Source organism: Blautia hansenii, assembly GCF_013304445.1.
Classification (GTDB): Bacteria; Bacillota; Clostridia; order Lachnospirales; family Lachnospiraceae; genus Blautia.
In genome coordinates this window covers 126,477-149,320 of record NZ_JAAITA010000003.1, presented here as the reverse complement: position 1 = coordinate 149,320, position 22,844 = coordinate 126,477, and the positions used below count along the sequence as shown (strand labels likewise).

34 protein-coding genes and 2 tRNA genes are annotated in these 22,844 nt (G+C 42.1%); 5 read left to right on the top strand and 31 right to left on the bottom strand.

All coding sequences use genetic code 11. The features are described from left to right. The first annotated feature begins 163 nt into the window (after window positions 1-163). The 4 genes from G5A70_RS04165 to G5A70_RS04150 all read left to right on the top strand — a co-directional run bounded on the left by G5A70_RS04165 (window position 164) and on the right by G5A70_RS04150 (window position 2,577). Window positions 164-1,504: a MurT ligase domain-containing protein gene (locus G5A70_RS04165; protein ID WP_173748321.1), complete on the top strand. Its 1,341-nt coding sequence runs from the start codon at window positions 164-166 to the stop codon at window positions 1,502-1,504. Continuing rightward, window positions 1,501-2,223: a type 1 glutamine amidotransferase gene (locus G5A70_RS04160; RefSeq protein WP_173748319.1), complete on the top strand. Its 723-nt coding sequence runs from the start codon at window positions 1,501-1,503 to the stop codon at window positions 2,221-2,223. The genes G5A70_RS04165 and G5A70_RS04160 overlap by 4 nt, the downstream gene beginning before the upstream one ends. Window positions 2,224-2,430: 207 nt before the next feature. Further along, window positions 2,431-2,501 (top strand) — tRNA-Gly (locus G5A70_RS04155). 3 nt (window positions 2,502-2,504) lie between these two features. After that, window positions 2,505-2,577, top strand: a tRNA-Gly gene (locus tag G5A70_RS04150). Window positions 2,578-2,649: 72 nt separating this feature from the next. Here G5A70_RS04150 and G5A70_RS04145 read toward each other — a convergent pair. From G5A70_RS04145 to G5A70_RS04115, 7 genes are all read right to left on the bottom strand, one after another. Further along, window positions 2,650-4,083, bottom strand: coding sequence for a HAMP domain-containing sensor histidine kinase (locus G5A70_RS04145; protein ID WP_173748317.1), 1,434 nt, complete (start codon window positions 4,081-4,083; stop codon window positions 2,650-2,652). Further along, window positions 4,074-4,760: a response regulator transcription factor gene (locus tag G5A70_RS04140; RefSeq protein WP_173748315.1), complete on the bottom strand. Its 687-nt coding sequence runs from the start codon at window positions 4,758-4,760 to the stop codon at window positions 4,074-4,076. Before G5A70_RS04140 ends, G5A70_RS04145 begins: the two co-directional genes overlap by 10 nt. After that, complete coding sequence (locus G5A70_RS04135) at window positions 4,757-5,518, bottom strand: lantibiotic immunity ABC transporter MutG family permease subunit (protein WP_173748313.1); 762 nt, start codon at window positions 5,516-5,518, stop codon at window positions 4,757-4,759. Before G5A70_RS04135 ends, G5A70_RS04140 begins: the two co-directional genes overlap by 4 nt. Next, complete coding sequence (locus G5A70_RS04130) at window positions 5,515-6,294, bottom strand: lantibiotic immunity ABC transporter MutE/EpiE family permease subunit (RefSeq protein WP_173748311.1); 780 nt, start codon at window positions 6,292-6,294, stop codon at window positions 5,515-5,517. The genes G5A70_RS04135 and G5A70_RS04130 overlap by 4 nt, the downstream gene beginning before the upstream one ends. After that, a complete protein-coding gene (locus G5A70_RS04125) occupies window positions 6,281-6,994 on the bottom strand; it encodes a lantibiotic protection ABC transporter ATP-binding protein (RefSeq protein WP_173748309.1) in 714 nt (237 codons plus the stop codon). The genes G5A70_RS04130 and G5A70_RS04125 overlap by 14 nt, the downstream gene beginning before the upstream one ends. Window positions 6,995-7,101: 107 nt before the next feature. Then, entirely contained in the window at window positions 7,102-8,352 is a 1,251-nt protein-coding gene (locus tag G5A70_RS04120) for a cytochrome c biogenesis protein CcdA (protein WP_173748307.1), read from the bottom strand. Window positions 8,353-8,450: 98 nt separating this feature from the next. Next, the gene (locus G5A70_RS04115) at window positions 8,451-9,830 is read right to left on the bottom strand and encodes a C40 family peptidase (protein WP_173748305.1); all 1,380 of its coding nucleotides are present in this window, start codon (window positions 9,828-9,830) and stop codon (window positions 8,451-8,453) included. Between the two features lie 380 nt (window positions 9,831-10,210). On the opposite strand from G5A70_RS04115, the gene G5A70_RS04110 reads away from it, so the two are divergent. After that, a complete protein-coding gene (locus G5A70_RS04110) occupies window positions 10,211-10,615 on the top strand; it encodes a phosphate-starvation-inducible PsiE family protein (protein ID WP_173748303.1) in 405 nt (134 codons plus the stop codon). 88 nt (window positions 10,616-10,703) lie between these two features. On the opposite strand, the gene infA is transcribed toward G5A70_RS04110, so the two are convergent. The 24 genes from infA to rplD all read right to left on the bottom strand — a co-directional run bounded on the left by infA (window position 10,704) and on the right by rplD (window position 22,816). After that, window positions 10,704-10,922, bottom strand: coding sequence for a translation initiation factor IF-1 (infA, locus tag G5A70_RS04105; protein ID WP_003022750.1), 219 nt, complete (start codon window positions 10,920-10,922; stop codon window positions 10,704-10,706). 3 nt (window positions 10,923-10,925) lie between these two features. After that, window positions 10,926-11,204: a KOW domain-containing RNA-binding protein gene (locus G5A70_RS04100; RefSeq protein WP_173748301.1), complete on the bottom strand. Its 279-nt coding sequence runs from the start codon at window positions 11,202-11,204 to the stop codon at window positions 10,926-10,928. A gap of 10 nt (window positions 11,205-11,214) precedes the next feature. Further along, window positions 11,215-11,970 carry a type I methionyl aminopeptidase gene (gene map, locus G5A70_RS04095; protein ID WP_173748299.1) on the bottom strand — a complete coding sequence of 252 codons (756 nt, stop codon included), beginning with the start codon at window positions 11,968-11,970 and terminating at the stop codon, window positions 11,215-11,217. Between the two features lie 3 nt (window positions 11,971-11,973). Further along, the gene (locus tag G5A70_RS04090) at window positions 11,974-12,618 is read right to left on the bottom strand and encodes an adenylate kinase (protein ID WP_173748297.1); all 645 of its coding nucleotides are present in this window, start codon (window positions 12,616-12,618) and stop codon (window positions 11,974-11,976) included. A 148-nt stretch (window positions 12,619-12,766) separates the two neighbouring features. Next, on the bottom strand, window positions 12,767-14,083 hold the full coding sequence (secY, locus tag G5A70_RS04085) for a preprotein translocase subunit SecY (RefSeq protein ID WP_173748295.1): 1,317 nt from the start codon (window positions 14,081-14,083) through the stop codon (window positions 12,767-12,769). Next, window positions 14,083-14,523, bottom strand: a complete 441-nt coding sequence (gene rplO, locus G5A70_RS04080) for a 50S ribosomal protein L15 (protein WP_173748293.1) — start codon at window positions 14,521-14,523, stop codon at window positions 14,083-14,085. Before rplO ends, secY begins: the two co-directional genes overlap by 1 nt. Before the next feature lie 25 nt (window positions 14,524-14,548). After that, entirely contained in the window at window positions 14,549-14,731 is a 183-nt protein-coding gene (rpmD, locus tag G5A70_RS04075) for a 50S ribosomal protein L30 (RefSeq protein WP_087271709.1), read from the bottom strand. Between the two features lie 13 nt (window positions 14,732-14,744). Beyond that, window positions 14,745-15,254 (bottom strand): 30S ribosomal protein S5, encoded by a 510-nt coding sequence (gene rpsE / locus G5A70_RS04070; RefSeq protein WP_173748291.1) that lies wholly within the window; start codon window positions 15,252-15,254, stop codon window positions 14,745-14,747. A 19-nt stretch (window positions 15,255-15,273) separates the two neighbouring features. Beyond that, entirely contained in the window at window positions 15,274-15,642 is a 369-nt protein-coding gene (gene rplR / locus G5A70_RS04065) for a 50S ribosomal protein L18 (RefSeq protein ID WP_173748289.1), read from the bottom strand. A gap of 17 nt (window positions 15,643-15,659) precedes the next feature. Then, window positions 15,660-16,199 carry a 50S ribosomal protein L6 gene (gene rplF, locus G5A70_RS04060; protein WP_173748287.1) on the bottom strand — a complete coding sequence of 180 codons (540 nt, stop codon included), beginning with the start codon at window positions 16,197-16,199 and terminating at the stop codon, window positions 15,660-15,662. A 252-nt stretch (window positions 16,200-16,451) separates the two neighbouring features. Beyond that, complete coding sequence (gene rpsH, locus G5A70_RS04055) at window positions 16,452-16,853, bottom strand: 30S ribosomal protein S8 (RefSeq protein ID WP_111918177.1); 402 nt, start codon at window positions 16,851-16,853, stop codon at window positions 16,452-16,454. Window positions 16,854-17,147: 294 nt separating this feature from the next. After that, window positions 17,148-17,333, bottom strand: coding sequence for a type Z 30S ribosomal protein S14 (locus tag G5A70_RS04050; RefSeq protein ID WP_003022786.1), 186 nt, complete (start codon window positions 17,331-17,333; stop codon window positions 17,148-17,150). 22 nt (window positions 17,334-17,355) lie between these two features. Continuing rightward, a complete protein-coding gene (gene rplE, locus G5A70_RS04045; RefSeq protein ID WP_111918175.1) occupies window positions 17,356-17,895 on the bottom strand; it encodes a 50S ribosomal protein L5 in 540 nt (179 codons plus the stop codon). Window positions 17,896-17,915: 20 nt separating this feature from the next. Beyond that, entirely contained in the window at window positions 17,916-18,221 is a 306-nt protein-coding gene (gene rplX / locus G5A70_RS04040; protein WP_111918173.1) for a 50S ribosomal protein L24, read from the bottom strand. A gap of 12 nt (window positions 18,222-18,233) precedes the next feature. Further along, complete coding sequence (gene rplN / locus G5A70_RS04035) at window positions 18,234-18,602, bottom strand: 50S ribosomal protein L14 (protein WP_022303899.1); 369 nt, start codon at window positions 18,600-18,602, stop codon at window positions 18,234-18,236. 21 nt (window positions 18,603-18,623) lie between these two features. Further along, window positions 18,624-18,878, bottom strand: coding sequence for a 30S ribosomal protein S17 (rpsQ, locus tag G5A70_RS04030; RefSeq protein ID WP_291683089.1), 255 nt, complete (start codon window positions 18,876-18,878; stop codon window positions 18,624-18,626). Window positions 18,879-18,916: 38 nt separating this feature from the next. Continuing rightward, window positions 18,917-19,120, bottom strand: coding sequence for a 50S ribosomal protein L29 (gene rpmC, locus G5A70_RS04025; protein WP_003022797.1), 204 nt, complete (start codon window positions 19,118-19,120; stop codon window positions 18,917-18,919). Beyond that, a complete protein-coding gene (rplP, locus tag G5A70_RS04020; protein WP_003022799.1) occupies window positions 19,110-19,547 on the bottom strand; it encodes a 50S ribosomal protein L16 in 438 nt (145 codons plus the stop codon). Before rplP ends, rpmC begins: the two co-directional genes overlap by 11 nt. A gap of 2 nt (window positions 19,548-19,549) precedes the next feature. Continuing rightward, the gene (gene rpsC, locus G5A70_RS04015; RefSeq protein WP_173748285.1) at window positions 19,550-20,206 is read right to left on the bottom strand and encodes a 30S ribosomal protein S3; all 657 of its coding nucleotides are present in this window, start codon (window positions 20,204-20,206) and stop codon (window positions 19,550-19,552) included. 11 nt (window positions 20,207-20,217) lie between these two features. Beyond that, window positions 20,218-20,604, bottom strand: a complete 387-nt coding sequence (gene rplV / locus G5A70_RS04010) for a 50S ribosomal protein L22 (RefSeq protein ID WP_003022804.1) — start codon at window positions 20,602-20,604, stop codon at window positions 20,218-20,220. Between the two features lie 22 nt (window positions 20,605-20,626). Continuing rightward, the gene (rpsS, locus tag G5A70_RS04005; protein WP_003022807.1) at window positions 20,627-20,908 is read right to left on the bottom strand and encodes a 30S ribosomal protein S19; all 282 of its coding nucleotides are present in this window, start codon (window positions 20,906-20,908) and stop codon (window positions 20,627-20,629) included. 14 nt (window positions 20,909-20,922) lie between these two features. After that, window positions 20,923-21,768, bottom strand: coding sequence for a 50S ribosomal protein L2 (gene rplB, locus G5A70_RS04000; protein ID WP_173748283.1), 846 nt, complete (start codon window positions 21,766-21,768; stop codon window positions 20,923-20,925). A gap of 128 nt (window positions 21,769-21,896) precedes the next feature. Continuing rightward, the gene (gene rplW, locus G5A70_RS03995) at window positions 21,897-22,196 is read right to left on the bottom strand and encodes a 50S ribosomal protein L23 (RefSeq protein ID WP_111918166.1); all 300 of its coding nucleotides are present in this window, start codon (window positions 22,194-22,196) and stop codon (window positions 21,897-21,899) included. After that, the gene (rplD, locus tag G5A70_RS03990; RefSeq protein WP_173748281.1) at window positions 22,196-22,816 is read right to left on the bottom strand and encodes a 50S ribosomal protein L4; all 621 of its coding nucleotides are present in this window, start codon (window positions 22,814-22,816) and stop codon (window positions 22,196-22,198) included. The genes rplW and rplD overlap by 1 nt, the downstream gene beginning before the upstream one ends. Window positions 22,817-22,844: the final 28 nt, after the last annotated feature.

Below are 22,844 nucleotides of genomic sequence, written 5' to 3'. Positions count from 1 at the left end.
CGTTCTTTTTTGCGGAGTTTTTTCAAGGGATCGTTTTTTCCCCTATCTGCTGGCATTGATTTTAGTTGTACTCTCTCTCCAGTTTATGTATAATGAATCATGAAAAACCACAATACTATTCTCACAATTTATGTTGTGAAAAAGCAAAAGGAATGAATTGACTATGAATATACGAAGACTTTTCGCGGTGTGGAGCGCCCACATCATCAAAACCGCCTGCCGGCTCACAGGAAAGCAGGGAGTGACGCTGGCCGGAAAAGCGGCTCTTGCCATTTATCCGCCTATTCTCAAAGAACTGGCCAAAGAAGTAAAGCAGGAAATCTTTGTAGTCTGCGGCACCAATGGAAAGACAACCACTAACAACCTTCTGTCCTCTGTTTTGGAAGCCAATGGCAAAAAAGTGGTCTGCAACCGCACAGGTTCCAATATGTTAAACGGGGTAGTTTCTGCCTTTGTGCTAAATGCAGGATTTACGGGACATTTAAAAGCGGATTATGCCTGTATTGAAATTGACGAAGCCTCTACAGTACGCGTATTCCCTCATTTTCAGCCGGACTACATGGTGCTCACCAACCTGTTTCGGGATCAGCTGGACCGGTACGGGGAAATTGACATTACCATGAATCTGTTGTCAAAAGCCATGAAAATGGCCCCAAAAATGAAGCTTTTATTTAATGCAGACGATTCTCTCTCCTCCTACCTGGCTCTGGAAAACGAAAACGCCCGGGTATCCTATGGCATCAGCCGCCCGGTGCTTGCAGAAGAAAACAGCCGGGAAATACGGGAGGGACAGTTCTGCAAATGCTGCGGAGCGAAAATGCAGTACAACTTTTATCACTACAGCCAGCTGGGCGATTACTACTGTTCCAAATGCGGCTTTAAACGCCCCATACCGGATTACGATGGAGAAAACATTTCTCTTTCCAATGGCATTGCCTTTGATGTAAAGGATTTTCATATTAAAACCAATTACCGGGGCTTTTATAATGTATACAATATTCTGGCAGTATATGCTGCTGCTTCTGTGGCAGGCATTCCTCTGGACAATTTTAATAAAATTCTGGGGGACTACACCCCACAGTTCGGCAGAAACGAATTGTTCCAGATTAGAGGAACCAAGGTCATGCTGAATCTGGCAAAAAATCCGGCAGGTTTTAACCAGAACATTTCCGCAGTGATGACAGACCAAACACCAAAAGACATTATCATTCTCATTAACGACAACAGTCAGGACGGCACAGACGTTTCCTGGCTCTGGGATGTGGACTTTGACCGATTAAAAGATACCCATGCGGCTTCTATCACGGTCTGCGGTATCCGTTTCCGGGACATGCAGCTTCGTTTGAAATATGTGGACATTCCCTGCGAGGCAGAATCGGACATTGAAAAAGCCATTTCCGCCAAAATCGAAAACGGTGTGAAAAATTTATACGTTCTGGTAAACTATACGGGACTTTACACCACACACAATATTTTGAAGAAAATGGAGGGCAGAAAATCATGAAACTTACTATCGGGCATCTATATCCTGACCTTCTGAATCTGTACGGAGACCGTGGAAACATTCAGTGCATGATGAAACGCTGTGAGTGGAGAGGCATTGAAGCGGAAACCATAGAATTCGCCCTGGAGGATTCTGTAAATTTCTCTTCCCTGGACATTGTGCTGCTGGGCGGTGGTTCTGACCGGGAGCAGATGATTGTGTGCAGTAAACTGCGAAGTATTCAGGAAAATTTTAAATCCTATGTCGAAGACGGCGGCAGTGTTCTGGCTGTCTGTGGCGGCTATCAGCTTCTTGGGCATTATTACAAAACCGAGGAAGGTACCATTGAAGGACTTGCCCTTGTGGATTTGTACACAGAACAGGGCAGCCCAAGACTCATTGACAACATTGTTCTGGAAAATCCGGATTTCGCCCTTCCCATTGTGGGCTTTGAAAATCATGGAGGACGGACATACATCGGAGACAACAAACCTCTTGGAAACGTGCTCTACGGACACGGAAATAACGGAGAAGACGGCTGTGAAGGCGTTCTCTACAAAAACGTCGTGGGAACTTATCTCCATGGCCCCCTTCTGCCAAAAAATCCCCATCTGTGCGATTACCTGCTTTCCAATGCACTGAAACGGAAATACGGAACTGCAGAACTGTCTCCTCTGGATGACAGCCAGGAGGAAGCGGCTAACCGCTATATCTATGAACGGTTTGTAAAGCAACCGTAATTTATGCTGAGTCCTGTAAAATAAAAAATCATATACGGAAAACAGGCGGCATTCTTCCTCCGAGAGGCCGTCTGTTTTTTAAATTATATGTATTATATACACTTTTTGAAAAATTCAAAAATTTTTTTCAAAAAAGTGTTGACATTTGTTTCTTCCTGGTGTATGATAAACAAGTCTTAAGCGAGCAAGACAAAAACAAAATAACCTGCGGGTGTAGTTCAGTGGTAGAACACCAGCCTTCCAAGCTGGATATGTGGGTTCGATTCCCATCACCCGCTTATGCGCGAGTGGCTCAGTTGGTGGAGCGCGACCTTGCCAAGGTCGAGGCCGCGGGTTCGAGTCCCGTCTCGCGCTTTTTTTATTTCTTAAAAACCGGTCATTGGAACAAATTTCCTATGACCGGTTTTTTCATTTATGAAAAAGCAGCTACTTCCACCTGTGCCAGACTTTCACCCAGGCACCTCCGCTCTCTCTGTTCCCAATTTCCACCGAACCGCCCAGCACCTGAGAAAGCCGCCAAACAATATACAACCCCAAACCGGAATGTGCCCCTTCGCTGGAACGTGCTTCATCTCCGCGATAAAATTTTTCCATGGCTTTTTCCATATCCTTCAAGGTAAATCCTTTTCCCGTATCTTCAATAAAATAAAAAATACATTCCTCATCTGCCTCTGCCCTTATTTCAATCCGTCCTCCCAAAGGCGTATACGCGATGCTGTTGGACACCACATTGTCCAGAATCCTTTCCAGTTTCTTTTTATCTGTTTCTATCCGCGCTGGCAAAGTCTCTGAAAAAACAAGCTGTATGGAAATTTGTTTCTCCCTTGCCTGTATTTCATAGTCTTTTTGTTTTTTCCAGAGGAACTCCCGCAAGTCCACCTGATTTTGGTCTATGTGAATGTCGGGAGAGGTAATCTCCGAAGTATACTGCATTTGTTTCACCAAAGAAATACTCTTTTCTATGTTTTCTTCAATGACTGAAAGGTATGCGCTCTGCTCCTGATCTATCTCCGTATCATCTTCCATAGCTTCTGTATAAGCCTTAATAATAGAGAGGGGCGATTTCAAATCATGGGCCAGCGCTTCTACCGTCTCTGTCCGCTCCTGCTCCATCTTCCATTGACGGGACAGAGATTTTTTTAATTCCTCCTGCATGGAAGAGAAGGCTCTGCATAATTGCCCCAATTCATTGTCTGCTGCATAGGAAATCTCGAAATTCAGATTTTTCCGCTCTATCTGCCGGGCTCCTTCTTCCAGCATACGCAATGGCTTCGTCAGATTCCCTGCAAATCTTCTGGAAAAGAGTGCGGTAAACAAAATCATATAGAAAAAAGGACAGCTCAAAACGCAAAACAGCGCTATACTTATCCAGGCTTTCCCACTGTTTACTACAGACAGACGCAAGCCATAAACAAGCGCTACCGCACCATCGATTTTTCCGGCGCTGTCAATCACAGGCACAATATACACATAATGATTTCCCACTTTTGCCGTTGTATTTATTTTCTCATACATCTCTTCTTCCGAAAAAAAAATCGTTTCTTCATAAGTGCCATACAAAAACTTGCCCTGACGGTCTACTGCCTGATAAAAAAAGTCTTCTCCCTGCACCAGTTTATTCAGTTCCTCTTGCTGCACCGCCGACATTCCGCTCTTTTGCTGTCTTTGCAGATACTCCTCAATCTCAGGTATCTGCTGTTCATAATAATTTTCCGGATAAATACTGCCTGTTCCCTCTGCAAACAAAAACACAAAAACGGCCAGCACATACGTCAAAACCGAAGTCAAAATCGTAGAGACAAGAATTTTCACAAGATTCATACGAAATTGAGCAACAATCGACATTTTTTTCAGTTCCATTTATATCCAATCCCCCATACTGTGGAAATATACTGTATTCCGGATTCCGCTTCAGCAAATTTTCCCCGGATTTTTTTAATCCGTTCTACCACCGTTGTATTATCTCCGGTTCCATCATATCCCCATACGCATTCGTATATCTGTTCTTTGGTGAATACCTGCCCTGCATGAAGGGCCAGAAATTCCACAATGTCATACTCGGTTCTGGTAAGAGGAATTTCTTTTTCTCCAATCCGAACACTCCTCCCCTGCATATCCAGCGTGAGATTTCCGAAGTACAGTCTGGTGCGCTTTCTTTCTACCTGTATACACTGCATACGTTGTTCCCTGCGTAGATTTGCCTCGATTTTTGCCATCAATTCCCGTATACCAAAGGGTTTCGTAATATAATCATCTCCCCCAAGGGCAAAACCTTTGAGTTTATCTGACTCCGACTGCCTTGCACTCAGAAACAGAATGGGACAATACACCCGTTCCCGGATACTGCGGCATACTTCAAATCCATTCATTTTGGGCATCATGATATCCAAAAGAATCAAATCCGGAAAATGTGCCGCCAATTTCATACCTTCTTCACCATCCTTAGCCGTCAAAACCTCATGACCGTTTTTCTTCAATTTTTTATCCAGAAGAGAAACTAAATCTTTCTCATCATCAATTATCAAAATTCTACTCAACGGTTTCCACCTCGTCCTTCCCATTTTTCAAACCAGAGCATGCTCCCTGCCAGAATAAGCACACTAAGCACGAGACTCAATGCAAAGGCCAGTACAAAGGGTTTTTCTGCTTCTGTGCGCATATTCTCCGGAAACATAGAAAAGGCCATAGGAAACATCGCCATTTTCACCGGATAAGTCCACGGAACCGCATACCAGATATGGTCTCCCAAAGATGTGCTCCCCAGAAGAACTGCCAGCAGTAAGCCGCAAATCCCAACTCCCACAGAAGCTCCCATGCCAAATGCGAAACTTATCCACAAATGAACTGCTAAAACGGGGAGCACTCCACATACGGCCAAACAAGCAGCCGTCAAAAACAGCCCCACTCCCCTTTCCTTCTGCAAAAGAAAACACAGCCCTGTACTGATTATCAGTGTAGTCAAAAAGGTACTGCCTGTCAAGAAAACCAATGCTGCTGAAAATTTTCCCAGATATAAACTGCTTCTCTTTCTACTGCACTGCAGCAATCCATAAAAATTTCCTGCCTCTTCCTCCTCATGAACCAGAATACCTGTCAAAATTCCCACACCTAATGGGAGAAGCACCGCCGACCATATAAGAAAAAATCCCTGGTAAAAAAAGGCCAGCGAAAAACTGTTTTTCCTGTAGGCCGCATATCCCAGAACTGCCAAAGAGCAAAACAAAGGTATCAGAAGTACCAGCCTGTGAAGGATGGTGTGTCTGGTTTTCATCCATTCAGCTACAAAGATTCTCATGCCACCTCCCTCCTCTCAAACCAAATTCCCGTAAGAAGTGTAAGTACCAAAAATATTCCCAAAGAAAGGACGGTTCCTGCCCAAATAACAGAAGCATTTCGCAGGGGACTATCCGGCGAAAGCAGCACGCCATTGGGATGTACCCCAATAATCGGGCACATAAGTCTCACAGGCCAGCTCCACGGACAAAATACCCAGTATTTTTCAGGTGCCAAAAACACCCCCGCAAACATTCCCGCAAATCCCATACCAAGGCTTACGGACATTCCACCTGCTGCCGCTGCCCAAAGCTGTATGGGAATCAGCGCGAGAGAAGTCAGCCAGCAAAGAAGAGCGCCCGCCACAATACGTGCAAAAGGCATAATTCCCTGCGCTGTGAAAAATCCTGTCACCACCGTCACCAATATGAGCACCAGGGAAGAAAACAGAGAATAAACCGCCATTCCGCCGATTTTCGCGATCCACTGCCGTCTTGGTGGGTTTGCGTGAATCTGCAGCACGCGCCAGTTTCCGGCCCGCTTTTCCTGCCAGGCCACTAATGTTCCAAAAAGTCCCATACCAAGGGGCATAAACAGAAAAGACCACCAGTTGAAAACCAGTGCCAAAAACACAGCCCAGCTTGTTCCTGTATATGCCATTTTCTGGGCCTGTGAACTATTTTCCATAATCATGCCAATGACAAAGGCATAAACAGCAAAGAACAAAGGAATCCACACAATTAGTTTTCCGGTAAATGTTCTGCGATATTTTAAAAGTTCTGCTTTAAGCTCTTTCATGGTTCTTTCCCCCTTTTAAAATGACTTCGTTAAAAAACTGTTCCAGATTCTCCTGCGTATCCGGCACACCTTGAAACAATAAGCGTCCCTGGCTGATAATACCAATTTCATCCACGACTTGAGATACCTCAGATAAAATATGGCTGGACAGAATCACCGTGATTCCCTGCCGTCCGAAAGAAGCTATCATTTCCCGCAGTTCCTGTATGCCAAAAGGGTCAAGTCCATTGGTGGGCTCATCCAAAATCAACAATCTGGGATGATTTAACAAAGCAATTGCTATCCCCATACGCTGCTTCATCCCCATAGAAAACTGGGCAGTTCTCTTTTTCCCTGTATCTTTTAAATCCACAATCTCAAGCGCTTCCTCTATCCGTTCCTTTGGCAGCCCCATTAAAGTCGCATGTATCCCAAGATTCTCTCTTGCCGTCAGATTTCCATAAAGTGCTGGTGCTTCTATCAGAGCCCCAATCTCAGAAAGCATTTCTCTTTTCCATATCTTTCCGTCAAAAATCACCGCTCCACTGTCTGGCCTCAGAATCCCAGTAAGCATTTTGAGTGTTGTAGACTTTCCGGCCCCATTCGGCCCCAAAAGTCCATAAACACCATTTCTTGGAATCTTCAAAGAAATATCGCTGACAGCCTGCTGTCCTTTATAACTTTTTGTTAAATGTCTGGTCTCCAAAATCCAATCCTTCATAATATAAAATCCTTTCTGTAAATAGCTTTATTTCCTATTTACAGAAAGGATTCTAACACAGAAAAATAACCAAACCATAACAATGGAATTTTTTCTGCAAAACTTCTCTATTCTCTTTTCCCTTCCACCGTCTGCCGGATAATGCTTCGCATCATATCCTCGCTTAACTGTCCGCTGGCATATCCGAACACGTTTCCCTCCTTGTCAATCATAAACGTCGTAGGAAAAGAACTGATTCCATAAGCCATAAACATTTCTCCCGTGGTATCCATAACTACCGGGTAAGTATATCCCATTTCCTCCAAAAAGGCTGTTATGCCCTCCTGGGACTGCTCCTGCCCCCAGTTTGGCGCCGCGATTCCCAGAATCACCAGGCTGTCATCTCCTTTTTCCTGATATTCCTCATAAATTTTCTGAATATCAGGCATTTCCGCTTTACAGGGGGGACACCAGGTTGCCCAGAAATTCAAAAACACGGTTTTCCCTTTATATTCTGAAAGGGTGTGGGTATTGCCATACTGGTCTTTCAGCGTAAAATCTACAGCCGGTGTAACAGTTTCTTCTGTACCTGCAGATGTATTCTCTTCTTCTGTCTTACTCTCCTCTTTTTCCTGAACCGTATCTGCCGGCACTCCGGACAAATATCCGGTAACGGAATTCATCTTTCCGGTAAACATCAAAACTCCCATGAGAACCATCAAAACACCGCCCGCTTTCACAGTATAGCGCACGGCCTTCCCGTGACTTTTAAAAAATTCCAGGACTGTGGAGGTGAAAAGTCCCACAGCCAGAAACGGAAGTACAAATCCTACTGTGTACACACCAATAAGCAGAAATCCCATGCCACGGGTACTGGCAGAAGCTGCCATAAGCAAAACACTGGTAAGCGCCGGTCCCACACAGGGCGTCCAGGCAAAGCTGAAGGTAAATCCCATAAGCAGCGCCGTTATGGGGGACATGGCCAATACGTTCAGCTTCAGAGGCAGCCTTCGCTCATTTCCCAGAATCTTGCTGCTCCCAAATACCCCTAACTGATACAGCCCCAGAAACACTACCAGAATCCCGCCGATTCTGGCAAACAAAGCCTGGTTGCTCTTAAAAAATTCTCCCATAGCAGAAAATCCCAGCCCCAGAAGAAAAAAGGCAAAACTGACGCCGATTACAAAACAAAAGGTATGCAGCATCACCTTGCTCTTTTTATAATGCATTTTCCCGTCTTCGCCCATGGTGCCTGTTCCACCTGACAAATAGCCGATATACAGGGGAATCAGGGGAAGAATACAGGGAGAGAAAAAGCTGATAAGTCCTTGCAGAAACACCGTGAAAACCGGCACACTGACATCTAAAGAAAATCCCATATTTTACCTCTTTCTTTCAAAAAAAGAGCAATTCCCGTGTTGAATTCAACAAAAGAACTGCTCTCTATTTTTATGTATTCTTTTCTTCTATCTTCTAATTACTGCACAATACGTCTAACTGCGATATAAGAACGATATAACGCGTTCGCTGTATATTTAATACCACCCTTTGGATACGGAGCGCTGTTGGAAGCATGTACGATTCCGCCATCTCCTGTAAGGATTGCCACATGTCCAGGATATACAATAATATCACCTGCACGAGATTCAGAATAATCAATTCCTACACCAGAATTTGCCTGTGCATCACTTGTACGCGGAAGGCTGTATCCGAAGTGCGCAAATATCTGCTGTGTAAATCCGGAACAGTCAATACCGTTTGTCAGACTGTTTCCGCCGTATACATACGGATTACCGATAAACTGTTTTGCATAAGCTACAACCGCTGCGCCTGTGCTGCTGTCATAGGACGGTGCAGAAGAAGAGTTATCTTCCTGTGTGCTTCCGCTGTTACTGCTTCCTGCATCTGTATCCGGTGTTGTATCTGTATTGGTATTTCCACTGTTTGTGTTTTCACTGCTATCGTTGCTGCTGTCATCTGTAGAAGATGTATTGTTATTGTTATTATTATTGTTGCTTGTACCACCATTGTTGTTTGTTGTAGTACCGCCTGTAACAGCATTTCCTGTATTTGTGTTGCTCTGCTGTGTTTTCTTCTTAGCCGCTTCCTGTGCTGCTTTTGCTGCTGCCGCTTCCTGTTCCTGAATTTTCTTCAGTTCTGCGTTCTGCTGTTCAATCAAGTTTTTGTATTCCTGAGCCTGTGCTCTTGCAGACGCAATCTGTGCTTCATAATCTTCTGCGTTTGCTTTTAAGTTGTCCACTTTCGTCTGAAGAGAAGCTTTCATGCCTTCCTGCTCATTTTTAGCAGTTTCCAATTCTGCTTTCTCGCCTTCCAGCTTTTCTTCCAGGTCAGTCACTTCCTGAACAATATCTTTCATTTTCTGTAATTCATCTCTGTCGTAAGCATACATCTTCTCTGTATTTTCTGCTTTCGCCAGCATAGACGCAATACTGTCAGACTCTAATAAAATCTGTGCCCATGTATCATTGCCGCCGTTTTCATACATGTACTGAATTCTCAGCTTCATAGCTTCGTACTGTTCGTCACGGTCAGCTTCTGCCTTCTTAAGGTCTTCTTTTGTTTTTTCAATGTCAGCTTCTTTTTCTTTAATATCCTCATCAAGAATTTCAATCTGTGAAATAACACTTACCAATTCCTGCTGAGTGGAATCAATCTGTCCCATTAATGCATTCTTTTTGCTTTCCAAACTACTTGCCTTTGACTCAGCCTCTGACAATTTACTCTGTGTTGCAGACTTCTCGGCCTGTAAATCATCTTTTCTTGCAGCTGATACAGGCATCACCTGTGCCGCTGTCATAGCAAAAATCAGTGACAGACATAATAATCTTTTTTTCATACTTTTATGTACCTCTCCAAAATTAATTTTTACACTCCGTCAAAATTCTGTAACATTTTCGAAACATTTTTCAAACTTCCTGTATATAATATCATAGAAACGGGTGTTTTGCAAGTAAAAACTTGGATTTTTTTAAGTTTTTGTTACAGATAATCCGCTATTTTACCATCTTTTTCCATTTCTTAAACTCTGATTTTTTTCTGCTTTTCCTGTGTTTTTACGGTTTTCACGGAAGAATCTACGGAACTTCTGCCGGAAATTTTCCCAACTTTTCATATTTTTCTTCGTTTTCTCTCTTTCTTATGGTATGATAAATCTATCAATTATTACAAATTCATTTCAACTCAAAACTATCAGAAAGGAGAGCTTTTGCCTCGGATATGAAACGAAAACTGAATGAAATCATCTATACGGTTTCCCGCTATACGGAAATTCTGTTGTCTGCAGTCATACTGCTTGTAATTGTGATACTTATCATTCCCATGGTACATAATTTTATCACAATTCCTCTTCTGGAAATCACTGCTGAGCAGTTTACCGCATTTCTTGGCGATGCGCTTACACTTCTTATCGGTGTGGAGTTCGTAAAAATGCTGGCCAAACACACGGCAGAAAACCTGCTGGAAGTTCTGATGTTTGCTATCGCCAGGCAGATGGTTGTGGAACATCTGAATATGACGGAAACCCTTATAGGCGTTGTGGCCATTGCCGTTATTTTTTCCATACGCAAATTCTTATTGCTGAAAACCAGTGACAGTGCAGAAAAGATGTACGACAAACTATAAGTCCATGAAACAGCAAAAGGCGGCGCTTCTGCCTGCAGCACAGAAATTGTGTCTGCAGCCAAAAGCGCCGCCCCCTCTTTTTTCGTTTTTATTTATCTCTCCAGATAATTCTTCCTTTGCTCAAATCGTATGGGGACATCTCAATGGTCACCTTATCTCCCGGAAGAATACGGATAAAATTCATTCTCAGCTTTCCGCTGATGTGTGCTAAAATCACATGTTTGTTTTCCAGCTCTACTTTGAACATAGCGTTAGGTAATTTTTCTAACACAGTTCCTTCTACTTCAATAACGTCTGCCTTTGACATAAATTAAACCTCCTGCTGATTCTTTTCATAATCTTTAATGGCTTTTCTGATATCTTCATCCCGCAGTTCTTCGCCTTTTTCCATTTTTTCCTGAAGAAGGGCGGGTATTCTGTAAATAATCTGAATGTGCTTTCTTCTCTTTTTTTTCTGCTTATCCAGGGTCCGGCACCGGCCGTCTGCCAGATACACAAACTCTTCCTCTGCCTGCATAACTACAAACAGTTTTCCGGTATCGTGCCCTGCCTTGGAACGGGCCAGCATGCCTTTTACAAATGCTCTCATAGAACCTCCCTTATTTACTCAGGGTGAGAATTTCAGGTTCACCTTCGGTAATGAGAATGGTGTTCTCGTAATGTGCGGATAAAGAACCGTCCTCGGTTACTACGGTCCAGTCATCATCCAGCCACTCTACATCGGCTCTGCCCTGATTAATCATAGGCTCAATCGCCAGAGTCATTCCCGGAACCAGACGGATTCCTCTGCGTCTCTGGGGAAAATTAGGAATCTGAGGATCTTCATGAAGATGAGTTCCGATTCCGTGTCCTACCAGGTCGCGAACTACACCATAGCCGAATTTTTCTGCATAACCGCCGATAGCAGAAGAGATATCATTCAAATGATTTCCGGCTTTCGCATATTTCATGCCCTCGAAAAAGCTCTGCTTCGTCACATCCATCAGCTTCTGCGCTTCCGGTGAAATCTGTCCCACTGCATGGGTACGGGCTGCATCAGAATGGTATCCTTTGTAAATCAGACCTGCATCCAGACTTACAATATCTCCTTCCTGCAGAATCCGGTTCTTTTTCGGGATTCCATGTACAACCTCATCATTGACAGATACACAGATGGAAGCAGGGTATCCATTATAATTTAAAAAGTTAGGGGTACAGCCCAGACTTCGGATTAATTTTTCTCCAAGCCGGTCAATATCCAGAGTACTGATTCCCGGCTTAATAAAAGCGCCCAGTTCATCGTGCACTTTTTCCAGAAGTCTTCCGGCTTCTCTCATTAATTCTATCTCTCTGGCAGTTTTTATTGTTACTGACATCTTTTACTCTCCTAACACGCTGACAATCGCCTGAAAAACATCTTCCATATCAACGGTGCCGTCTACTTCTTTCAGCACGCCGGCCTTTGCATAATATTCAATCAAAGGCTGTGTCTGGTCATGGTATACTCCCAGACGTTTCAGTACTGTCTCTGGCTGGTCATCTTCTCTAAGCACCAGCTTTTCGCCGCAGACATCACAGATATCTTCTGTTTTCGGCGCATTGTATTTGATATGATAAGTTGCGCCGCAGCCTACGCAGGCTCTGCGTCCTGACATACGGTTTACAATATTTTCATCAGGAACTTCTACGTTAATGGCAAAATCCACTTTTTCTCCCATTTTTGCCAGTGCTGCATCCAGACTCTCTGCCTGCGGAATGGTTCTTGGAAAACCATCCAGAATGTATCCATTTTTGCAGTCTTCCTGCTGTACACGGTCAATGACCAAATCCACAGTCAGTTCATCCGGAACCAAAAGCCCCTTATCCATGTAAGTTTTTGCTTTTTTCCCTAATTCTGTATTGTTCTTAATGTTGGCTCTGAAAATATCTCCTGTAGAGATATGAGGAATTTCATACTTTTTGGCAATTTTCTTTGCCTGTGTACCTTTTCCTGCTCCCGGAGCGCCTAACATAATAATTTTCATACCCTTACCCCTTTCAAAAAGATACTTCGCTTTCGAATATGGCAAAAACCGCCGCAGCAACGAAGAACCACAGTCTTGTGACTCCTCTCTTGCCCTGTAAAGCAGTCAAACTGCTTTCTCTGCGACGGTTTCTTCCTAAACTTATCTTTTATTCACTTAAAAAACCTTTATAGTTACGAACCAACATGCGGGATTCAATCTGTTTCAATGTTTCCAGAACAACGCCTACCACGATGATAAGTGAAGTTCCTCCGAAGGAAACATTCGCGCCGAACACACCGTTAAAGAAGAACGGGATGACTGCAACGATTACAAGACCTGCAGCACCGATGAAGATTAAATAACTCAAGATTTTTTCCAGATATTCCTGTGTTGGTTTTCCGGGACGGATACCCGGGATAAATCCACCGCGCTTTTTCATATCATCTGCCACTTCCATAGGGTTGAAAGTGATAGATGTATAAAAATATGCAAAGAAGATAACTAATACAATGTATACGACCAAACCAATAGAATATATGGGTTCACTCGGATTAAACCAGTTGCTGGAAGTAAGTCCTTTCAGAATCTGGCTTCCGACGCCTGTTCCCCCCGTTTTTCCCATGAAGCTTGCAATCAGAACCGGGAAAGACATCAAAGAAGAGGCAAAGATAATCGGAATAACACCTGCTGTGTTTACCTTTAAAGGAATGGAACTGGACTGACCGCCCATTACTTTTCTGCCGACCATCTTTTTAGAATACTGTACAGGGATTCTTCTGATACCGCCGTTTAAGATTAATACTAAAACGACAACAACCAGGATAACAGCTGCAATAATTACGGCTGCCAAAGCACCCTTTGCATAGGTCTTTCCTTTGACAAACTGGTCAAAAAGAGTCACCATATCGCTTGGGATTCTGGAGACGATATTAATCATCAAAACAATAGAGATACCGTTTCCCACACCCTTGTCAGTAATCTGCTCACCAATCCACATTAATAATGCCGAGCCTGCTGTCAGACAGGTTACTACAACGACTGCTTTGCCGAAATTCATATCTGGAATCAGACCTTTATTACCAAATCCGATTGTCATGGCAACAGACTGGAATAAAGAAAGACCGATAGTCAGATAACGGGTGATTGCAGTCATTTTCTTCCTGCCCTCTTCTCCATCACGCTGCATTTCTTCCAGCTTTGGAATTGCAATGGTCAAAAGCTGAATGATGATAGAAGAAGTAATATATGGGGTGATATTTAATGCAAAAATTGACATTTCGGTAAAGGAACCGCCGGTGAAGGCGTCAAAAAAATTGAACGCATCACTGGACTGGCTCGCAAACCATTCTTTAAAATAATCACTATTTACTCCCGGAATCGGCAACTGTGAACCAATACGAATCACAATCAACATCAGGAATACATAGAAAATTCGACGTCTTATATCCTTTATCTTAAAGGCATTCTTAAGAGTCTTGAGCATTAGATCACCTCAACTGTTCCACCTGCGGCTTCGATTTTGGCTTTTGCGCTTTCGCTTACAGCGTTTACTTTTACATTTAATTTCTTAGTAAGTTCTCCGTTACCAAGAAGTTTTACACCGTCTCCTAACTTGGAGATAGCACCGGAAGCTAATAAAGCTGCTGGTGTCACTTCAGTACCGTCTTCAAATCTGTTTAAGATATCAACGTTTACTGCGATGATTTCCTTAGAGTTTCTGCACTTGAAGCCTCTCTTAGGAAGTCTTCTATATAAAGGCATCTGACCACCTTCAAAACCTGGTCTCTTTGCACCGGAACGTGCTTTCTGACCTTTGTGGCCTTTACCTGCTGTCTTACCATTACCTGAACCGTGTCCACGGCCTCTTCTGAAGTTATCGCTCTGTTTAGAACCTTCAGCTGGTCTTAAATTTGATAATTCCATGATGGCACCTCCTTCTTTATATTAATTAGATTTCTTCAACTTTAACTAAGTGTCTTACCTGCTGAATCATACCGCGAACTGCAGCATTGTCCGGCATTTCCACTGTTTTGTTCAGTTTTCTTAAACCTAATGCTTCCACTGTTTTTTTATGTTTCGGAACAGCACCGATTGTAGATTTCACCAGAGTGATTTTTAATTTATCTGCCATTTTTTAATCCTCCTTATGCAAAAATCTCATCTACAGATTTTCCGCGAAGTTTTGCAACTTCTTCCGGAGTCTTTAACTGGCTTAAACCTGCGATTGTAGCCAGAACTACGTTCTGTTTGTTACGGGAACCCATACATTTTGTACGAATGTTCTTAATACCTGCAAGTTCAATAACCGCACGAGCTGGACCTCCGGCAATAACACCTGTACCTTCTGGAGCTTTCTTTAAGAGCATTTCTGCACTTCCGAATTTTCCAACATAGTCATGTGTAATACTTCCGTTTTCGTCTCTTGCTACACTAACTAATTTTTTCATAGCATCTTCTTTTCCTTTGCGGATAGCTTCCGGAATTTCAGTTGCTTTACCTAAACCAGCGCCAACGTGTCCGTTGCCGTCACCAACAACAACTAAAGCTGTGAAACGGAAGTTACGACCACCTTTAACAACCTTTGTTACACGCTTGATTGACACTACTTTTTCTTCTAATTCAAACTGACTAGCATCAATGATAGAACGTTTCATGTGTTCATTTCCTCCCTTATTAGAATTCTAACCCAGCTTCTCTTGCTGCGTCTGCTAATGCTTTAACTTTTCCGTGGTAAATGAAGCCGCCTCTGTCGAATACAACTTCTTTAATACCAGCTTCTACTGCTCTTTTGCCAATTACTGTACCTAAGTATGCTGCAGCATCAACGTTATTGGTTTTTTCTAACTCAGCTTTTACTTCTTTCTGTGTTGTAGAAGCAGAAACAAGAGTTTTTCCAACTGTATCGTCAATAATTTGAGCATACATATGATTATTGCTGCGGAATACTGCTAAACGAGGTGTAGCAGTTGTACCGCTGAGATGATTACGTAATCTTCTATGTTTTTTTGCGCGAACTTTCGCTCTTGATACTTTACTAACCATTTTTACACTCTCCTTACTTATTTCTTACCAGTTTTACCAACTTTACGTCTGATAACTTCATCAGCATATTTAATACCTTTACCTTTGTATGGTTCAGGTCTTCTCTTATCTCTGATTTCAGCAGCGTACTGGCCAACTTTTTCTTTATCAATACCGGATACAACGATTTTGTTTCCGTCTACTTTGGATTCCAGACCTTCTGGGTCTTCCATCTCAACCGGGTGAGAATATCCTAAGCTCAATACCAGTTTCTTACCCTGTTTTGCTGCTTTATAACCTACACCGTTTACTTCCAGAGTTTTTTCGTATCCCTGGCTAACACCTGTTACCATATTCTGGATAAGTGTTCTTGTTAAACCGTGTAAAGATTTCATTTTCTTTAAGTCGTTTGGTCTAGTAACAACAACATGACCATCTTCTAACTTAATTGACATTTCAACAGGCAACGCTTTTTCAAGTGTTCCTTTAGGACCTTTTACAGTCACTACGTTGTTCTCAGCAATTTTAACTTCTACTCCTGCCGGAACAGCTACAGGCAGTCTTCCAATTCGTGACATACCAATTTCCTCCTTACTTAGATTTTCGGAAGGGCCGATTATGGTTCCCTTCTGTTTTCAGTATTACTATTTATCTATGATAAAGGACAAAGTCCTGTTATCCTCTCGCTTGGACATAATAAAAACTCGCTTGGACACATTCTGATGTTTGTCAGATTTTTGGAAGTATGTTCACTCAACTAAACTCAACTCTCGCCTTTGGCTCGGTTTCGTTAAGGTTCATGAATGACCTCGCACTAAGTTGCTTTCGGCCTACCAAACAAATGCCAGAACTTCTCCACCTACATGAAGTTTTCTAGCTTCTTTATCTGTGATAACTCCCTGGTTTGTAGAAAGGATTGCAATACCTAATCCACCTAATACTCTTGGAATTTCCTGGCTTCCAGCGTAAATACGAAGACCTGGTTTGGAAATTCTCTTCAGACCTGTAATGATTTTTTCATTTTTGTCTGCACCGTATTTTAATGTGATGCGGATGGTTTTGAATACTCCGTCTTCTAAAACGTCGTATTTTGCAATGTAACCTTCTTTTAACAGAATGTCAGCAATAGCAAGTTTCATTTTAGATGCTGGTACATCTACTGTATCGTGTTTTGCAGTGTTTGCGTTACGGATTCTTGTAAGCATATCTGCGATTGGATCGCTCATTGTCATGATAGTTTCCTCCTATAATTTAGACTTTTCATGTTAATTATTTTTTTATTTAAAATCCCCGACAGGTATAAGGGAGATTCTCTCCCCAACACCTAAAGAAGGGGTATGTTCCCTCAACTCTGGCGGAAACATCTCTCAACTAAGCTCAAACTACGTTTTCGCTAAGGTTCGAGATGAGCGTTCACACTAAATTCGGCTTTGCCTCACTAAGTGTTCACAGCCAGGTTCGGGAACGGCCTCGCACTAAGGTTCAAGCCGCGCCTTGCGGCTTGCTTTCACCAAGTTGCTTTCGGCCTACCAGCTTGCTTTTTTAACTCCCGGAATCTGGCCTTTGTATGCTAATTCACGGAAGCAAACACGGCAGATACCGTATTTTCTCAAGTAAGCATGTGGACGTCCACAGATACGGCAACGGCTGTATTCTCTTGTAGAGAATTTCTGTTTGCGCTGCTGTTTAACTTTCATTGCTGTCTTAGCCATGAATTTTCCCTCCTAATTTATCTTACTTTGCAAATGGCATGTTGAATAATGTCAATAATTCACGAGCTTCTTCGTCTGTTTTAGCAGTAGTTACGAAAATAATATCCATACCTCTTACTTTATCGACTTTATCATATTCCACTTCAGGGAAAATTAACTGCTCTTTGATTCCCAGAGCGTAGTTTCCTCTGCCGTCAAAAGCATTTGGGTTAACGCCGCGGAAGTCACGTACTCGAGGCAGTGCTAAGTTGATGAGACGGTCAGCAAATTCATACATTTTCTCGCCTCTTAATGTTACTTTACAGCCGATTGGCATACCTTCACGAATTTTGAAGTTCGCAACGGAATTTTTCGCTTTTGTTGTAACAGCTTTCTGACCTGTGATTAATTCCATATCAGCTACTGCTGCGTCTAACAGTTTAGCATTATCTTTGGCTTCGCCTACACCCATGTTTACAACGATTTTATCGAGTTTCGGCACTTCCATGATATTCTTATAACCAAACTTTTTAATCATAGCATCTACGATTTCATTTTTGTAAGTTTCTTTCAGTCTGCTCACTATATTGGCCTCCTCTCTTATTAATCGATTACTTTTCCTGTAGTTTTAGCGAAACGCACTTTTTTACCATCTTCAACTTTAAAGCCTACTCTGGTAGCTTTTCCTTCATGCATAACCATTACGTTAGATGCATCAATCCAAGCTTCTTTGTTCACAATACCGCCCTGCTGATTAGCCATGGAAGGTTTTGTGTGCTTTGTTATCATGTTTACGCCTTCAACCAGAACAGCGCCTTTTTTCGGATTAACAGAGATTACTTTTCCTTCTTTGTCTTTATCTTTACCAGCGATAACTTTAACAGTATCACCTTTTTTAATCTTAAACATCAGGCTTACCTCCTATAATACTTCCGGAGCTAAGGAAACAATTTTCATAAACTGTTTGTCACGAAGCTCTCTGGCTACTGGTCCAAAAATACGAGTTCCTTTCGGTGTCTTGTCATCTTTGATAATAACAGCAGCGTTTTCATCGAATTTGATGTAAGAACCATCTTTACGACGAACACCTTTTACAGTACGAACAACAACGGCCTTCACAACGTCACCTTTTTTCACAACACCGCCTGGTGTTGCATCTTTAACGGTAGCAACGATTACATCACCGATGTTAGCATATCTTCTAGTAGAACCACCCATAACACGGATGCAGAGGATTTCTTTTGCACCTGTATTGTCAGCGACTCTAAGTCTACTTTCCTGTTGAATCATGCTTAGATTCCTCCTTACAAATTATTTTGCTCTTTCTACTACTTCAACAAGTCTCCATCTTTTATCTTTGGATAATGGTCTTGTTTCCATAACTTTTACAGTATCACCGATATTGCATGTGTTTTCTTCATCATGCGCTTTTAATTTATATGTTCTCTTTACGATTTTTCCGTAAAGAGGATGTTTAACGTGGTCTTCGATAGCTACAACAATGGTCTTATCCATTTTGTCACTTACAACTTTACCAACACGTGTTTTTCTAAGATTTCTTTCCACGATTATGCTGCTCCTTTCTATTTCTAGGAATAAATTCCTTATGCGTTTGCTTTCTGAGCAATCAGAGTCTGGATTCTAGCGATGTTCTTACGAACTTCTTTAATTCTGCTTGTGTTGTCCAGCTGATTTGTTGCATTCTGAAATCTCAAGTTAAAGAGTTCCTTTTTAGCAGCTACTAATTCTTCCTGTAATTCTGCAGCTGATTTTGTTTTTAAATCTTCTACATAATTTTTAATTTTCACTGTTATCACCGCCTTCTAAGTCTGCACGAGAAACGATTTTACATTTACATGGTAACTTGTGCATCGCAAGACGTAACGCTTCACGAGCTGTTTCTTCCGGAACGCCTGCGATTTCAAACATTACTCTGCCTGGCTTTACAACTGCTACCCAGTATTCTAAGGCACCTTTACCGGAACCCATACGTGTTTCTGCTGGTTTTGCTGTTACTGGTTTATCTGGGAAAATTTTAATCCATACTTTACCACCACGTTTGATGTAACGAGTCATGGCAACACGGGCTGCTTCAATCTGGTTGGAACGAATCCAGCATGGTTCTGTTGCAACTAAACCGAATTCACCGTAATTGATTTTATTTCCTCTTAATGCTTTTCCTTTCATGGAACCGCGAAACTGTTTACGACGTTTAACTCTTTTTGGCATTAACATAATTATTTATCGCTCCCTTCCTTAGTTCCTTTTGTTGGAAGTACTTCGCCATTGTAGACCCATGCTTTTACGCCAACTTTGCCGTAAGTGGTATCTGCTTCAGCGAAACCATAGTCGATATCTGCTCTTAATGTCTGAAGCGGAATAGTTCCTTCGCTGTAGAACTCTGTACGAGCCATATCAGCACCGCCAAGACGTCCGGATACGGAAGTTTTAATACCTTTTGCTCCGGCTTTCATTGTTCTGGACATTGTAGATTTCATAGCACGACGGAAAGAAATACGGTTTTCCAGCTGTAATGCAATGTTTTCAGCTACTAACTGCGCATCTTTGTCCGGTCTTTTTACTTCTTTGATATCAACAACTACTTTTTTATCTGTGAATTTCTGTAATTCAACTTTTACTTTTTCGATTTCTGCACCGCCTTTACCGATAACAACACCCGGTTTTGCAGTGTAGATAATGATTTTTACTCTGTCAGATGCTCTTTCGATTTCAATCTTGGAAACACCTGCGCTGTATAATTTCTTTTTCAGGTATGTTCTGATGTTGTAGTCTTCTACTAAGTTATCAGCGAAATCGCCTTCAGCATACCATTTGGAATCCCAGTCTTTGATAACTCCGACTCTGAGTCCGTGTGGGTTAACTTTCTGTCCCATGATACTCCTCCTTATCTCTCATCTAACACAACAGTAATATGGCAGTTTCTCTTTTCGATTCTGTAAGCTCTACCCTGAGCTCTCGGTTTAATTCTCTTCATTGTCGGTGCTTTGTTAGCGTAGCACTCTGCAATGTAAAGATTTTCCGGATTCATACCGTTGTTGTTTTCAGCGTTTGCGATTGCTGATTCCAGTAATTTTTTGATTACGCTGGAAGCGTATCTTGGGTTGTATGTTAAGATACCCAGTGCTGTCTGAACATCTTTACCACGAATTACATCCAGTACATAGCAAGCTTTCTGTACGGACATTCTTGCGTAGGATAATTTTGCAGACGGTCTTGTATCTTTATTAGCATTTCTTGCTCTTTTAATCTGACTTCTATGTCCTTTTGCCATGATAAAAGCCTCCTTTCAAATATTAGCGAACACCTGATTTTTTCTCGTCTTTTCCATGTCCTCTGTATGTTCTGGTTGCAACGAACTCACCGAGTTTGTGACCAACCATATCTTCTGTTACATACACCGGCACATGTTTTCTTCCGTCATGAACAGCGATTGTATGTCCAACGAAGGAAGGGAAAATTGTGGAACGACGTGACCATGTTTTGATAACTGTCTTATCGCCAGCAGCATTCATAGCGTCTACTTTTTTCAGTAAGCTTTCATCTGCGAACGGTCCTTTTTTTAATGAACGAGCCATTGTCTTACCTCCTACTATTTAGCTAATGTTTTACCATCTCTTCTTCTTACGATTAACTTGTTAGACTGTTTCTTTTTCTTTCTTGTCTTCAAGCCAAGAGCCGGTTTGCCCCATGGTGTACATGGACCTGGGCGTCCGATACCAGTCTTACCTTCACCACCACCGTGTGGATGGTCATTCGGGTTCATAACGGAACCGCGAACTGTAGGTCTGATACCCATGTGACGTTTACGTCCTGCTTTACCAATGTTGATAAGGCTGTGCTCGCCATTTCCTACAACGCCGATAGAAGCGCGGCAGTTTAATGGAACCATTCTCATTTCACCTGATGGCAGACGAAGTGTTGCATATTTGCCTTCTTTTGCCATTAACTGTGCTCCGTTACCAGCGGAACGAACCAACTGTCCGCCTTTTCCCGGATACAGCTCGATATTGTGAATCATAGTACCAACCGGAATTTCAGATAATGGTAAGCAGTTACCAACTCTTACTTCGGCATTAGCACCATTCATAATCTTCATACCAACTTTTAAACCTTCTGGAGCTAAGATATATGCTTTCTCACCGTCAGCGTATGAGATAAGAGCAATGTTAGCTGTTCTGTTCGGGTCGTATTCGATGGTTTTAACTGTTGCAGGGATATCATCTTTTCTTCTCTTGAAGTCGATGAGTCTGTATTTTCTTCTGTTTCCGCCTCCGCGGTGTCTAACTGTAATTTTACCCTGATTATTACGTCCAGCATTTTTCTTTAAGGACACTACCAGAGATTTCTCTGGTGTAGAAGTTGTGATTTCAGAGAAATCAGAACCTGTCATGTGTCTTCTGGAAGGTGTATATGGGCTGTATGTTTTAATTCCCATTACTGTCTCTCCTTTCATAACTGCACCATCGGGCTTTCAACATGCCCTGGTGTTTCTTTGCCGCAGCCAAATATCGGATTATTTTTTCTCGACTGCTTGTCTATATTTTCGTAACCGAAAGACTTAAATTAAAGTCCTTCAAAGATTTCAATATCTTTGCTGTCTTCTGTCAATGTAACGATAGCTTTTTTTGTCTTAGCAGTTTTTCCAAAAGTCATACCGCGTCTTTTGTTCTTTCCGTCTAAGTTCATTGTGTTGACAGATTTTACTTTTGTTCCTTCGAACATTTTCTCAACAGCTTCTTTAATCATTGTTTTGTTTGCATCTGTGTGAACTAAGAAAGTATATTTTTTCTCGCCCATAGCAGCCATACTTTTTTCAGTCACAACTGGTTTCAGGATTACATCATAATACTTTACGTTTGCCATTATGCGTATACCTCCTCGATTGCTGCTGCAGAAGCTTTTGTTAAGATTACTGTGTTGTATTTCAGCACGTCATATACGTTGATTGTGTTTGGCAGTGCTGTGATAACATCAGGAATGTTTCTTGCAGATAATACTACGTTTGCATCGTTGTCAGCTAAAACAACCATTGCTTTAGAAACATTTAAGTTATTTAAAACATTCTGCATTGCTTTTGTTTTTACTTCATCTAATTTCAGTTCATCAAGAACGATAAGCTTGTTTTCCTGAACTCTGCTTGTCAGAGCGGATTTAAGAGCTAATCTTCTTTCTTTCTTATTCATCTTAACGGAATAGTCTCTTGGTGTAGGAGCGAATACAACTCCGCCGCCTGTCCACTGTGGAGATCTTGTTGAACCCTGTCTTGCATGACCAGTTCCTTTCTGTCTCCAAGGTTTTCTTCCGCCTCCGGAAACTTCAGAACGTGTTTTTGCTTTCTGTGTTCCCTGACGATTATTTGCAAGCTGGCGAACAACTGCTAAATGCACTAAGTGGTCGTTGACTTCAACACCGAACACTGCATCGTTTAATTCCATTGTTCCAACTTCTTTGCCTTCCATATTATAAACAGATACGTTTGCCATTTTATGTGGTCCTCCTTTCCAACGAAAA